Source organism: Arcobacter sp. YIC-80 (assembly GCF_044841725.1).
Classification (GTDB): Bacteria; Campylobacterota; Campylobacteria; order Campylobacterales; family Arcobacteraceae; genus Arcobacter_B.
Map to the genome: position 1 here is coordinate 132,181 of NZ_JBJBSI010000003.1, position 14,238 is coordinate 146,418.

General features: G+C 28.3%; 6 protein-coding genes and 1 CRISPR repeat array. Of the genes, 3 read left to right on the forward strand and 3 right to left on the reverse strand.

Features of this window, described 5'->3' with window-relative positions:
* Position 1 precedes the first annotated feature (1 nt).
* Both aceF and lpdA read left to right on the forward strand, forming a co-directional pair.
* Entirely contained in the window at positions 2-1,732 is a 1,731-nt protein-coding gene (gene aceF, locus ACH5BK_RS06255; RefSeq protein WP_404305543.1) for a dihydrolipoyllysine-residue acetyltransferase, read from the forward strand.
* A 9-nt stretch (positions 1,733-1,741) separates the two neighbouring features.
* Positions 1,742-3,514 (forward strand): dihydrolipoyl dehydrogenase, encoded by a 1,773-nt coding sequence (lpdA, locus tag ACH5BK_RS06260; protein ID WP_404305545.1) that lies wholly within the window; start codon positions 1,742-1,744, stop codon positions 3,512-3,514.
* A 36-nt stretch (positions 3,515-3,550) separates the two neighbouring features.
* Here the strand turns inward: lpdA and ACH5BK_RS06265 are convergent, their stop codons facing one another.
* A complete protein-coding gene (locus ACH5BK_RS06265; protein WP_404305547.1) occupies positions 3,551-4,300 on the reverse strand; it encodes a ferredoxin-thioredoxin reductase catalytic domain-containing protein in 750 nt (249 codons plus the stop codon).
* A 235-nt stretch (positions 4,301-4,535) separates the two neighbouring features.
* Here ACH5BK_RS06265 and ACH5BK_RS06270 point away from each other — a divergent pair, with 235 nt between their 5' ends.
* Entirely contained in the window at positions 4,536-6,929 is a 2,394-nt protein-coding gene (locus tag ACH5BK_RS06270) for an HD domain-containing phosphohydrolase (protein WP_404305549.1), read from the forward strand.
* A gap of 12 nt (positions 6,930-6,941) precedes the next feature.
* Positions 6,942-12,725: direct repeats of the CRISPR family, unit length 30 nt; unit sequence ATTTCAATACATTATATGTTTTGGTTCAAG.
* A gap of 164 nt (positions 12,726-12,889) precedes the next feature.
* Here the strand turns inward: ACH5BK_RS06270 and cas2 are convergent.
* Both cas2 and cas1b read right to left on the reverse strand, forming a co-directional pair.
* Positions 12,890-13,207 carry a CRISPR-associated endonuclease Cas2 gene (gene cas2 / locus ACH5BK_RS06275; RefSeq protein WP_404305551.1) on the reverse strand — a complete coding sequence of 106 codons (318 nt, stop codon included), beginning with the start codon at positions 13,205-13,207 and terminating at the stop codon, positions 12,890-12,892.
* Positions 13,208-13,217: 10 nt separating this feature from the next.
* Positions 13,218-14,222: a type I-B CRISPR-associated endonuclease Cas1b gene (cas1b, locus tag ACH5BK_RS06280; protein ID WP_404305553.1), complete on the reverse strand. Its 1,005-nt coding sequence runs from the start codon at positions 14,220-14,222 to the stop codon at positions 13,218-13,220.
* Positions 14,223-14,238: the final 16 nt, after the last annotated feature.

Genomic DNA, 14,238 nt, shown 5'->3' on the forward strand with positions numbered 1-14,238 from the left:
TATGGGAAAATTAATTGATATATTTATTCCAGATTTAGGTGGTGACACTGATGTTGATTTAATCGACATTATGGTTGAAGTTGGAGATAGGGTTGAAGAAGAAGATGGACTAATCACACTTGAAACTGAAAAAGCCTCTATGGATGTACCTACTACTCATGGAGGTCTTGTAAAAGAGATTTTAGTTAAAGTTGGAGACAAAGTAAACTCTGGCGATTTGATAGCAAAAGTTGAAGTAGAAGAAGAGTCTTCTTCTACTAATGATGAAGAAAAATCTGAAATTTCTGATGAAAAAGAACAGAAACAAGAAAACATTCAAGAAGAAGCTTCTGAAAATAAAACTGATTCTAAAATTGGTATAGAAGAAGCAGAAAATGAACTAAAAGCAGTTAGTGCAGCAGGAGCTGAAATCTCTTGTCAGTTTGTAAATGAGCAAACAATTTGTACTGTAATTGAAAATGTTTATATTCCTGATTTAGGTGATGATAAAGATGTTGATTTAATTGAAGTTATGGTTGAAGTTGGTGAAACAGTTGCAACGGAGTATGGACTTGTTACACTGGAAACTGAAAAAGCTTCTATGGAAGTACCAGCTCCTCATGGTGGTGAAATATTAGAAATTTTTGTAGAACCAGGAATGAAAGTTAACACTGGGGATTTAATTTGTAAAATGACAAAAACTGTTGTAATGGAATCTAAAGTTCCAACTTCTACGAAAAAAGAAGAAGTAAAAGTTGAAGAGCCTAAAAAACCACTTACTGTTCAAGAAGTAGCAGCAAAATCAGCACCAGAGCCTAAAGCAGTACTAACTGAAAAATCAAAAATAGTTTATGCTTCTCCATCTGTTAGAAAAGTAGCCAGAGAGTTTGGAGTTGATTTAAGTTATGTTAAGGGAAGTGGTAGAAAAGGAAGAATTCTAAAAGATGATATAAAAGCTTATGTAAAAGAGCAATTATCAAAACCAGCCCTAGCAGCAACTTCTACAGGGTCTGGACTTGGCTTTAACTTCCCAGAGCAAAAAGACATAGACTTCTCACAATTTGGGGAAATCGAGACAGTAGAGTTAAATAGAATTCAAAAAATTTCAGGACCTACACTACATAGAAACTGGGTTTCAATGCCCCATGTAACTCAGTTTGATGAAGCTGATATTACAGAGATGGAAGAGTTTAGAAAAACTCAAAATGCAATTGCAGATGGATTTAAGTTATCTCCACTTGTATTTGTAATTAAAGCTGTAACTAAAGCACTAGAAATCCATCCTAAATTTAACTCATCATTGAGTCTTGATGGGCAAAGCTTAATTATGAAAAAATACTTTAATATTGGTGTTGCAGTAGACACACCAAATGGTTTAGTAGTTCCAGTTATAAAAGATGCCAATAAAAAAGGCTTTAAAGATTTAGCAATTGAACTAAAAGAACTTTCAGCTAAAGCTAGAGATGGAAAACTTAAAGCTGCTGATATGCAAGGGGCTTGTTTTACAATCTCTTCTTTAGGTGGAATTGGTGGAACTAAATTCACTCCTATTATCAATGCTCCTGAAGTAGCAATTTTAGGATTATCAAAATCTGAAATAAAACCTGTTTGGGATGGAGAAGAGTTTAAACCTAGATTAATGTTACCATTATCTCTGTCTTATGATCACAAAGTAATTGATGGTGCAGATGGTGCAAGATTTACTACAACACTTTCTAATCTTCTAAAAGATATTAGATTGTTAAGTCTATAAGGATATAAAATGAGTAAAATTGTAGATATTTTAATTCCAGATTTAGGCGGAGATACTGATGTTGATTTAATCGACATCATGGTTGAAGTAGGTGATAGTATTGAAGAAGAAGATGGACTTATTACTTTAGAAACTGAAAAAGCCTCTATGGATGTTCCTACTACACATAGTGGAATCGTAAAAGAAATTTTAGTAAAAGTTGGAGATAAAGTAAACTCTGGTGACTTAATAGCTAAAGTTGAAGTAGAAGAAGAATCTTCTTCTACTGAAGAAAAAACTACTCCAAAAGAAACACAAGAAGAGAGTAAAACTATAGAAAAAGAGAAAAGTGAAATAGCTATATCTTCTGATGCAAGTGAAATAAAAGCAGATGTCGTAGTACTTGGAGCAGGTCCTGGTGGATATTCAGCGGCATTTAGATGTGCTGATTTAGGATTAACTACAGTCTTAATAGAAAGGCACCCTACTTTAGGTGGAGTTTGTCTAAATGTTGGTTGTATTCCTTCAAAAGCTTTATTACATGTAGCAAAAGTTATAGATGAAGCAAAACATATTGAACATGCAGGTATTAAGTTTGGGAAACCAGAGATTGATTTACCAAGTGTTGCAGCCTACAAAAGTGGTATAGTAAAAAAACTTACTGATGGACTAACTTCTATGGCTAAGATGAGAAAAGTAAAAGTTGTCCAAGGAAATGCTAAGTTTATTGATGACAAAAATATCTTTGTTGAACATACGGATGTTGAAGGTAAACAAACAAAAGTTTCTTTTGATTCTTGTATTATTGCAGCAGGTTCACAAAGCTCTAAAATGTCATTTATTCCCCATGAAGATCCAAGAATTTGGGATTCTACAAATGCCTTAGAAGTGAAAGAAGTTCCTAAAAGACTTCTAGTAATGGGTGGTGGAATTATTGGACTTGAAATGGCAACAGTTTATCAAAGGCTAGGTTCACAAATTGATGTGGTTATAAGAGGACCTCAGGTTATGACAGGTACAGATAAAGATATTGTCAAAGTTTATACAAAAGCAAATGAAAAAAACTTTAACTTTATGTTTAAAACTCAAACTCAATCAATTATTCCTAAAAAAGAAGGTATATATGTGGAATTTAAAGGTGAAAATGCACCTGAACCTCAAATATATGATGCAGTTTTAGTTGCTATGGGAAGAACTCCAAATGGACTAAAAATCGGTCTTGAAAATACTGGGGTTGAAGTGGATGAAAAAGGATTTATCAAAGTTGATAATCAACTAAAAACTAAGGTGCCTCATATATATGCTATTGGTGATATTATTGGTGGCCCTATGCTTGCTCATAAAGCAGTACATGAAGGACATGTTGCTGCTGAAGTTATTGCTGGACATAAAGTCTTTTTTGAACCAAAACAAATTCCTGGTATTGCATATACTTTCCCAGAAATCGCAACAGCTGGAATGAGTGAGATTGAAGCTAAAGAAGCTGGAATAAACTATGAAGTTTCATCTTTTCCTTGGTCAGCTTCAGGAAGAGCCTTAGCAGCTGATGTTGCTAGTTCTGGACTTACGAAACTTATTTTTGATAAAGATACAGATCAGTTAATTGGTGGAGCAATTGTTGGAGATAATGCAGGTGAATTACTTGGTGAAATTTCACTAGCACTTGAAATGGATTGTGATGCAGAAGATATCGCACTTACAATTCATGCTCACCCTACTTTACATGAATCAGTGGGAATGGCAGCTGAAATTTTTGAAGGTACTATTACAGATTTACCAAATGCAAAAGCTAAGAAGAAATAATCTTCTTAGCTTAAGTTTATAATTTATTTTAGAGTATTACTCTTCTTCACCACTTAAACACGCACCTTGATAAGTTGAGATTCCATAATCTAAATTTGCTACTGATTTAAATCCTAAATCAAGCATAATTCTTTGACAATAAGCAGATCTACTTCCACTTAAACAGTAAACAATAACAGGAGTATCTTTTTGATCATCTACTTGCTCTAAGGCTTGATAAAATGCTGTAGTAGGTACTAAATAATCTGTTCCTTTGATTCTTTGACTTACCCACTCCATCCATTCTCTTGTATCTATAAGATTAAACTTTACAAAGCCTAACTCTCTTGCTTCAAGTAAGGATTCTAATTCAACTGCATTTACTTCTTGTTTTTCTAAAAGTTTTTCACACTCTTCTTTTGTAAGACCTCTTGAGTGAGTAGCAATAGCATCATGAAGTTCTTCTTGTTTTGCAGCTTCTTGTGCAAATTCAGGGGTACAGAAAATCCCACAGTGACAATTACCTTTTGAAGGTATTTCTTCTTCTAAAGCAGGTTTACATGGACATAATCGGTTATTGGCTGCTTTTTGTTCTTCTTTTGTTTCACCAATAACCATAAAACAGGGACAGTACCTTTTACCATAGATCATTTTATTTCTAGTAAGTCCCATTTGAATTGATTCATTAACTTCATCATTTGGGTTATATCTAAAATCAAACCTTTCTACTACTTTATCTGTAAATTGCTTTGTAAGTTCAAGTTCTACTTGATACTCTTGGCTTTCTATATCAATTTTTTTTATCATTTATAAATCCTAGTTTGTATTTAATTAAAATGACATCTTAATATAAAATCACTTAACCTCTTAATACACATCAGATATTAGAATTTCAATAAATAAAATATTTTTACAATAAATTTGTATAAAACAGAAACTAATAATATAAATAAGTTTTTAAATTCTAAAAAAGAATATATTTATTATAAATAGAGTAAAAAATATGATAAAATAATTTAATATAATATAAAGAGAAACAATCATGAATAAAAAAAATAATTATTTTATAAAAATAAGGCCAACAATTTCATTGTTATTAATATTTTTAATAACATCAGTAGTTATAACGACTCTTAGTCTTCAATACTACTTTTCTAAAGATCTTGCATTTAATGCTACAAAAGATAGATTTAAAGAAATGTCTGAAAAAATTGATCAGAAAGTTGAATCTTTAGATAAAAGAAATAATGATATTATATCTATTTTTGAAATTTATAACGAAGTAAAAATAACTCCAAAAAAAAATATAAGACATCCTCTTTTACCACTACTTACAACTACTTTAAATAATAATTCTCATATATATGCTTTATATGTTGGAAATAAAAATGGAAATTTTTATGAAGTTATAAATCTTGATATTCATGATAGTCTTAGAAAAAAATATAAAGTTAAAGATGATGTAAAATGGCTAGTTGTAAAAATATATGAAGAAAATAAAGTAAGAGTTCAATATGAAGAGTTTTTAAATAGCAAACTAAAACAAGTTGAAATAAGAAAAACAAATGCAATTTATAATCCAGCGGTTAGGCCTTGGTTTAAAGAGGCTATAAATAGCAGTGGTATCATAAAAACTAAACCTTATATGTATACAAATCTTGAGGAAAAAGGTATTACCTATGCTAAAGTTATTAAAAATTCTAATTTAGTATTTGGTATTGATGTATCACTTGATAGTATGAATAAATATTTAGAAAAACAAACAGAATCTAGTTTTGATAAAATTTTTTTATATAAACAAAATGGTGAAGTTTCATCTTGTGTAAACTATAAAATGGAAGAAAATGAAGTAAGCTTTTTGCCTTATAAGCAGATAATAGAAAAAAGCAAAAAAAAGCTTATAAAACATGATTTTATGATGAAAATAGAAAATAAAGACTATTTTGTTTATCTAACACAAGTAAATTCAATATATAAATCAAAAGATTATTTAGCAATTTTAACTCCTACAGACAATATAATGCAACCTTATTTAGAAAAAATATACTCATCATTTTTTATAACTTTAGCAATTTTAACTTTTACTATACCATTAATTTATTATTCTACAAGAATTTTATCCGTACCTGTACATAATTTAGTAAAAGAAAATGCAAAGATTTCAAAAAGAGATTTTAAAAATGTAGGAGTAATCAATACTAATATAAAAGAGTTTCATGAGCTATCTTTATCTTTAGTTAATATGTCTAAATCTATAAAAAATTATCAAGATAAACAAGTAGAACTTATGGATTCTTTTATCAAACTTATTGCTAGTGCAATTGATGCAAAATCTGATTATACAGGAGGGCATTGTAAGAGAGTACCTGTATTAACTAAACTCTTAGCACAAGCAGCTTCAAATAGTAATGAATCAATATTTAAAGACTTTAAACTAGAAACAAAAGATGAAAAAAGAGAATTAAGTATCGCTGCATGGTTGCATGATTGTGGAAAAGTAACAACTCCTGAATATGTAATAGATAAATCTACAAAACTTGAAACAATATACAATAGAATACATGAAGTAAGAACAAGATTTGAAGTTATATATAGAGATAAAACTATTGAAATGTATAAAAATATTTTAAATGGATCATCAAAAGATGAAGAAGAAAAAAGACTTCAAAATGAATATAAAAAACTTCAAGAAGAGTTTGAGAAAATAGCTCAAGCAAATATTGGTACAGAATTTATGGCTCAAAAAGATATAGAAGAAATACAAGAAATAGGCACAAGAAAATGGACAAAATATTTTGATGATACTATTGGACTATCAGAAGAAGAAAAACAAAGACTAGATAAAAAAGAAGAATTTAAACCAAAAGAAGTGAATCTTTTAAGTGATAAAAAAGAGCATATAATCAAACGACCCCATTTTGATAAAAAAACATACGAAAAATATAAATTTAAAATGGATGTTCCAAAAGATTTATATAACCATGGAGAAATCTACAATCTATGTATAAAAAAAGGAACTCTTACAAAAGAAGAGAGATTTAAAATAAATGAACACATGATTATGTCAATTATAATGCTAGAGCAATTACCCTTCCCTAAAAACTTAAAAAGAGTACCTGAATATGCAGGAGCACACCATGAAACACTAATAGGTACAGGTTATCCAAGAAAACTTACTAAAGAACAAATGTCAATACCCGCTCGAATTATGGCAGTTGCAGATATATTTGAAGCACTTACAGCTTGTGATAGACCATATAAAAAAGCTAAAACACTATCAGAATCAATCAAAATTCTAAGCTTTATGGTAAAAGACAAACATATAGATGAAGATATTTTTAAACTTTTTTTAACATCAGGGGTATACAAAGAGTATGCACAGAAATTCTTAAAAGTTGAACAAATAGATGAAGTTGATATTTCTTTGTATATGTAAAACAATAAAGAGAATTAAAAATATCTGATGTTTTGGTTTAAAAAATTTTTTATCTGTGATTTTGCAGGTCGTTTTGAATTTCAATACATTATATGTTTTGGTTCAAGGGGAATTTAAATATTAACTTAGAATATGTAGCTCAATTTCAATACATTATATGTTTTGGTTCAAGTGTAAATTTCATCTTGCTTTTTGTTTTCTAGTGTTTTATTTCAATACATTATATGTTTTGGTTCAAGAAATACGGTATAACAAAAGAAGATATAACTTTCATATTTCAATACATTATATGTTTTGGTTCAAGCTATGCAAATAAGGTTTTTATTAAAGTAAATGTTAGATTTCAATACATTATATGTTTTGGTTCAAGCGTGCTTGTATCAATAGTTACTTTGTTTTCACTAATATTTCAATACATTATATGTTTTGGTTCAAGCTTTGTCAAGGTCTTTTTTGAATGAGTCAAAGTTATTTCAATACATTATATGTTTTGGTTCAAGGAAAATCATCTGCAGTTTTATATCCACATCTAAAAGATTTCAATACATTATATGTTTTGGTTCAAGTCTGGTGCATCACCCTCAACAGGGATATTCTTAGTATTTCAATACATTATATGTTTTGGTTCAAGCAAGTCAAGAGGTGTTCAAAAATATACACCTTTAAAATTTCAATACATTATATGTTTTGGTTCAAGGCTCTACTATGATTCTGTTTAATTCCCTAAAGCCATTTCAATACATTATATGTTTTGGTTCAAGTTGAATTTGAAACAGTTAGATACTTTGATGAAGAATTTCAATACATTATATGTTTTGGTTCAAGTTTTTAACATTTATACATAAAAGAGCTATTCAATAAAAATTTCAATACATTATATGTTTTGGTTCAAGGGGGCAGAAGTGCAAACAAGACAAGAACAAAACGGATTTCAATACATTATATGTTTTGGTTCAAGTTAGCGATGAAGGAATTATATTATTAGGCATTGAATTTCAATACATTATATGTTTTGGTTCAAGAATATCAGCAATTTTGTCATTGTCACAATCCTCAATTTCAATACATTATATGTTTTGGTTCAAGAACCTTAAGCGTTGTTTGCTGTTTCATTTAGATTAAATTTCAATACATTATATGTTTTGGTTCAAGTAAAATAGTGTCATGTGGTCTAATAGTATTAAAAATATTTCAATACATTATATGTTTTGGTTCAAGGAAAGATAGTAGAAAAAGCAATAGAAGAAAGCAAATTTCAATACATTATATGTTTTGGTTCAAGCCGTCGTGCAAACAAGGCGACACTAAAAATGTAAATTTCAATACATTATATGTTTTGGTTCAAGAATCCATGAACTTTATCATCTAACAGTTCATCACTATTTCAATACATTATATGTTTTGGTTCAAGTTTTATTAATTTATCATAATCACTTTTCTTTAATAATTTCAATACATTATATGTTTTGGTTCAAGGGAGTGCAGACTGCCAAGTAGAAGATGTAAGAAAATTTCAATACATTATATGTTTTGGTTCAAGAATATCAGGATTACCATCATTATCAGAATCATCAATTTCAATACATTATATGTTTTGGTTCAAGAATGAGCAACATGATGAGCAAATGGGAACGGGAAAATTTCAATACATTATATGTTTTGGTTCAAGTTTGTTTTTCAGTTGTTGTGTTTTGTACATCATCTGATTTCAATACATTATATGTTTTGGTTCAAGGCAAGACCCGTGATTGATAATGAGTCTGCAAATAGATTTCAATACATTATATGTTTTGGTTCAAGGCTTCCTGCAAAGAGTGATATTGATGTAGTAATTTAATTTCAATACATTATATGTTTTGGTTCAAGTTGTAGCCCTCATATAATTGAGTTGCATTACTTCCATTTCAATACATTATATGTTTTGGTTCAAGTTTTCTATAGAAGTAAAATCAACAACATTCAAACTATTTCAATACATTATATGTTTTGGTTCAAGTAATCAACAGTTCGTTAATAAGATAAACTCTTTTAGATTTCAATACATTATATGTTTTGGTTCAAGAAACTATATGACTTTTAATGAGTGGGTATTAAACTAATTTCAATACATTATATGTTTTGGTTCAAGTAAAGTAGCTATGGCACGTATAGAGCAAGAAAAAAAATTTCAATACATTATATGTTTTGGTTCAAGAACTTCTTCTTCCATTAAATTAACTCTATCTTCTAAATTTCAATACATTATATGTTTTGGTTCAAGCTTCTTTTTAGTTGGCTACACCTCTTTAAAATATATTTCAATACATTATATGTTTTGGTTCAAGCATACTCTTTCTTAACTTTTGGTTTTGCAATTCCATTTCAATACATTATATGTTTTGGTTCAAGCATTGTTTTTAACTTCTATGATGTCACTTTCTATTATTTCAATACATTATATGTTTTGGTTCAAGCATTGTTTTTAACTTCTATGATGTCACTTTCTATTATTTCAATACATTATATGTTTTGGTTCAAGCTGATACTTACAAAAAGCTATTAGCTGTTGATGTATTTCAATACATTATATGTTTTGGTTCAAGCTGCTATTGTTTTCTCATAAAATGTTATTAGAGGATTTCAATACATTATATGTTTTGGTTCAAGTTGGTGATTGAAACTTTTGGTGCAGTGAATGTCATTATTTCAATACATTATATGTTTTGGTTCAAGCAAACGCTTAGAGCAGATCTTATTGTCTACAACCCATTTCAATACATTATATGTTTTGGTTCAAGATGGGATAACAAAAGCCTAGAAATTTTTAGCAAAGAATTTCAATACATTATATGTTTTGGTTCAAGTAACAGCTTCCTTGTGTATAAACTGTTTCTGCTCCGATTTCAATACATTATATGTTTTGGTTCAAGTATTAATTGCAACCAATGAAGGTGTAGTGTAAATATATTTCAATACATTATATGTTTTGGTTCAAGTAATTGAATATAAGTATTTCTAGTATTTAAAATTATTTCAATACATTATATGTTTTGGTTCAAGTTGAGCCTTTAAAGGATCAAGAGGTCTTTTTAATCTATTTCAATACATTATATGTTTTGGTTCAAGGACCTGCAAACCTTCTAAATACTTAAAAAAGGAGATAATTTCAATACATTATATGTTTTGGTTCAAGATTAAAATACAATAATTGTACTTCTTTTTCTCTGATTTCAATACATTATATGTTTTGGTTCAAGAATTGAGCATATTCTTTCTTATTAATCCAATAACCTATTTCAATACATTATATGTTTTGGTTCAAGTTTAAATACCGTTATTTCGTTGTTCTATTATATTAAGTGATTTCAATACATTATATGTTTTGGTTCAAGGATCTGCATTTCTAATTAAGCTTTCATATCTTGCAATTTCAATACATTATATGTTTTGGTTCAAGGGTTACAATGTTATAGATGCAACAAAGCAAGAAGTATTTCAATACATTATATGTTTTGGTTCAAGCTTAGTAGCAACTGCAACAGTTTATAGAAAAGATAGATTTCAATACATTATATGTTTTGGTTCAAGGAATATATAATCAAATAGAGAGTGCTTTAGATGCTAAATTTCAATACATTATATGTTTTGGTTCAAGGTTTTTGCAGACCATTGTACAAACATATTTAAACTATTTCAATACATTATATGTTTTGGTTCAAGTAGCATATCTCAGCAGAGAATTTGTCAGCCTTATGGATTTCAATACATTATATGTTTTGGTTCAAGACCTTCTACAACATTACCAGTTGCAGGGTCATACACATTTCAATACATTATATGTTTTGGTTCAAGATACCTGAATGCTTTGGGGAGTTTGTTAGATACCCATTTCAATACATTATATGTTTTGGTTCAAGTTTTGTGCTGTTGCATAAGACGCAGGGTTATCAGAATTTCAATACATTATATGTTTTGGTTCAAGATCATTCTTTACTGCTTCATCTAAGTCCATAGATATTTCAATACATTATATGTTTTGGTTCAAGTGTGTTGTCTTAGTAACTAAAGATAGCTTTGATTCCATATTTCAATACATTATATGTTTTGGTTCAAGATTACAGAAGGTCAAGCAACGGCAAGTGGTTCTATATTTCAATACATTATATGTTTTGGTTCAAGAGTATTATTCACGGGTAACGGCTTAGAGGTATCTAGATTTCAATACATTATATGTTTTGGTTCAAGCTATCTTGAAACGCCTCCAATAATCCAGTAATTTGATTTCAATACATTATATGTTTTGGTTCAAGGACGAATCACAGCCAGTTAGGACAATGATTTTTAAATTTCAATACATTATATGTTTTGGTTCAAGTATCTTAATTCAAAAAGGCAGATTACCTCAAGACTTATTTCAATACATTATATGTTTTGGTTCAAGTTTAACTGCAACTCCTGAACTATTGTGAAACTTTAGATTTCAATACATTATATGTTTTGGTTCAAGCTATATATAAAAATGCAGATTCATTTGAAGAAGAGTTATTTCAATACATTATATGTTTTGGTTCAAGCCAATTGCTTCAATTAGTGGGAACAAAGTAACTATATTTCAATACATTATATGTTTTGGTTCAAGACTTTTAACAGCATCATCTTTAATTTCTTTAACAGAATTTCAATACATTATATGTTTTGGTTCAAGAAAGCTGTTTTTCCGTTAGTTCCATCTGTTCCACTTATTTCAATACATTATATGTTTTGGTTCAAGTTGTATAACCATAGATTTTTAATAATTTTTTTGAAATTTCAATACATTATATGTTTTGGTTCAAGTGTAGCGCTTTCTAGCCATCTATCTTTTGGATTTACAATATTTCAATACATTATATGTTTTGGTTCAAGCTAATATTTCTTCCAATAGAAAATGGGTACTAATATTTCAATACATTATATGTTTTGGTTCAAGAAATTCAAAAATATGAAAGAGATAATTTCTTCAAATTTCAATACATTATATGTTTTGGTTCAAGAAAGCTTTAGCAGTTTTTAAAGGTGTTGGAATTGAATTTCAATACATTATATGTTTTGGTTCAAGCCTTATCTTTTTCTACTGTTTCAAAGATAGTTACTATTTCAATACATTATATGTTTTGGTTCAAGTTTTGTCGTTCCTGCTTTAATAGCGTCCCAACCATCATTTCAATACATTATATGTTTTGGTTCAAGGTTTGTTTATGGTTCTTGTTATAATTATAATGGAAAATTTCAATACATTATATGTTTTGGTTCAAGCATAGTTGCAAATTCATCTAATACTAAGCCACTAAGATTTCAATACATTATATGTTTTGGTTCAAGTATCATTTTTTGTTAATGTACCTTGTTGAGATTATTTCAATACATTATATGTTTTGGTTCAAGAAAGCCAGGAAAAGAATATAAATTCTTTATTCCAATATTTCAATACATTATATGTTTTGGTTCAAGCAAGAAGAACTTTTCTTCCCATCTAGCCATAAATATTTCAATACATTATATGTTTTGGTTCAAGCAGACAAATAATCTTTTAAAAGTTTTTCCATAAATATTTCAATACATTATATGTTTTGGTTCAAGCTGTTTTCAATTTCTGTAAAATTGTTGTCCATTTCTATTTCAATACATTATATGTTTTGGTTCAAGTTTACTACTTATTCAACTAACAACAAGAGGTTATCTATTTCAATACATTATATGTTTTGGTTCAAGAATAGCAAACTTAAGAGCTACACTAAAGCCTTAAAAATTTCAATACATTATATGTTTTGGTTCAAGGAAGATAAAATCGTTCATCATAAAATCATCTTTCCCATAAAAAGGTCTTTTTAAAAAGTTTTTCCAAACAATTATTATAAAAACAATAAATTGTAAAAGAACTCTTTAAAAGTTCGATATTATAGCTATTTTTAGATGATATTGTTTTTAAGTAGATTGGAAAATTATATAAAAATTGATTCAGATTCTTTTTTGTTTGAACCAAGAGTAATTTCTGCAAAACTTCCTGAGTTTTGTACTTTGATTATGGAAATAAAATCTAAGTCTTTATCTATTACTTTTTTTAGTTTATTTTCGAGCATTATTTGATGTGATAGAGTAATACTACCCCTAAAAATAGACTTCTGATGATGTTTTAAGTATTGTTTACAGATTTTAAAAACCTTAGCAACTCTATATTTTCCCGCTTCACTAAATTCATCTGCAATATCATAAAATAAAAAAACATAATTATAATTAAAATTTTGTTTCTTACTTGCCATAAGTACTTCCTTATATTTTCTCTTTTAAACTAAAAGGTTTAAACTCTTTATCTTCCACAATATACTTAATAAGTTTATACCCATCTAACTTTATACAGTTTTTATAACTTGTTTTTCTTTTTAATCTTTTGTGCATAAAAGTTTCATTTATTCTTGTTTCAAAAGCATCAATAAAAATCTTTTTTCCTTCATTATTTAATAAAGCATAATTTAGACTTTTATCAAAATGCTTACTTACTTGAAGCCTCTTTTTACCAACTAAATCAAATATAGTTTTAAAAACTATTATAGGCTTAAAAGCTTCACTTATATCAAGACTTAAACTAAATCTTCCTTCTCTTGGAGAGTGCAAAAAGCTGATTGTTTGGTTTAGATGAGTTTCATATAAACTTGAAATAGTTTTTGTATAAAGTAGTGTATTCCCAAAACTTACAAGCGCATTGATAGGATTATCAGGTGGTCTTTTTACTCTTTTATTCATTATAAAATCTTCAGGTAAAAAATATTTAAAACTATCATAAAACCGCGACCAAACTTGACCTTCTATAAAAAGTATTTGTTCAATTGTAAGCTCTTTTTCTAAAAATTTTTCAACATCACTTTTTAACCAATCAAGATAATTCTTCAACTCTTTTTTTCCATGTCTAAAATAGTGATACAAAACCTCATGAATATTTAAAGCTATGGATTTTACTATTTGTTTTGCAATAATCAATCTCTTTTCAATAAAACATAAAGACTGTTTTATAGTCAAGTCTCCACTTACAAGCTGCTCTTTTGGATAAAAACTTCCGCTATAATTTCCATGATAATTAAAAAGATGTAAAGTTATCCCAGCTTTTGAAATAAAATCTAAAAACTTTGTATTGAAACTCACTTCATTCATACAATAAAGCTCTCTTGTATCTTGAATAGGAATATAAAAATTGCCTTTTTTATTTATAAAAGCAATAGAATTATCCTTTCTTTTTAATTCACCCATTGAAAATATATATCTTGTATGATTTTTTGCCATTTGCACCCTTTGCTTT

Coding starts and splice junctions, on each gene's coding strand:
- aceF (WP_404305543.1), top strand. CDS start 2: ATGGGAAAATTAATTGATATATTTATTCCAGATTTAGGTGGTGACACT.
- lpdA (WP_404305545.1), top strand. CDS start 1,742: ATGAGTAAAATTGTAGATATTTTAATTCCAGATTTAGGCGGAGATACT.
- ACH5BK_RS06265 (WP_404305547.1), bottom strand. CDS start 4,300: ATGATAAAAAAAATTGATATAGAAAGCCAAGAGTATCAAGTAGAACTT.
- ACH5BK_RS06270 (WP_404305549.1), top strand. CDS start 4,536: ATGAATAAAAAAAATAATTATTTTATAAAAATAAGGCCAACAATTTCA.
- cas2 (WP_404305551.1), bottom strand. CDS start 13,207: ATGGCAAGTAAGAAACAAAATTTTAATTATAATTATGTTTTTTTATTT.
- cas1b (WP_404305553.1), bottom strand. CDS start 14,222: ATGGCAAAAAATCATACAAGATATATATTTTCAATGGGTGAATTAAAA.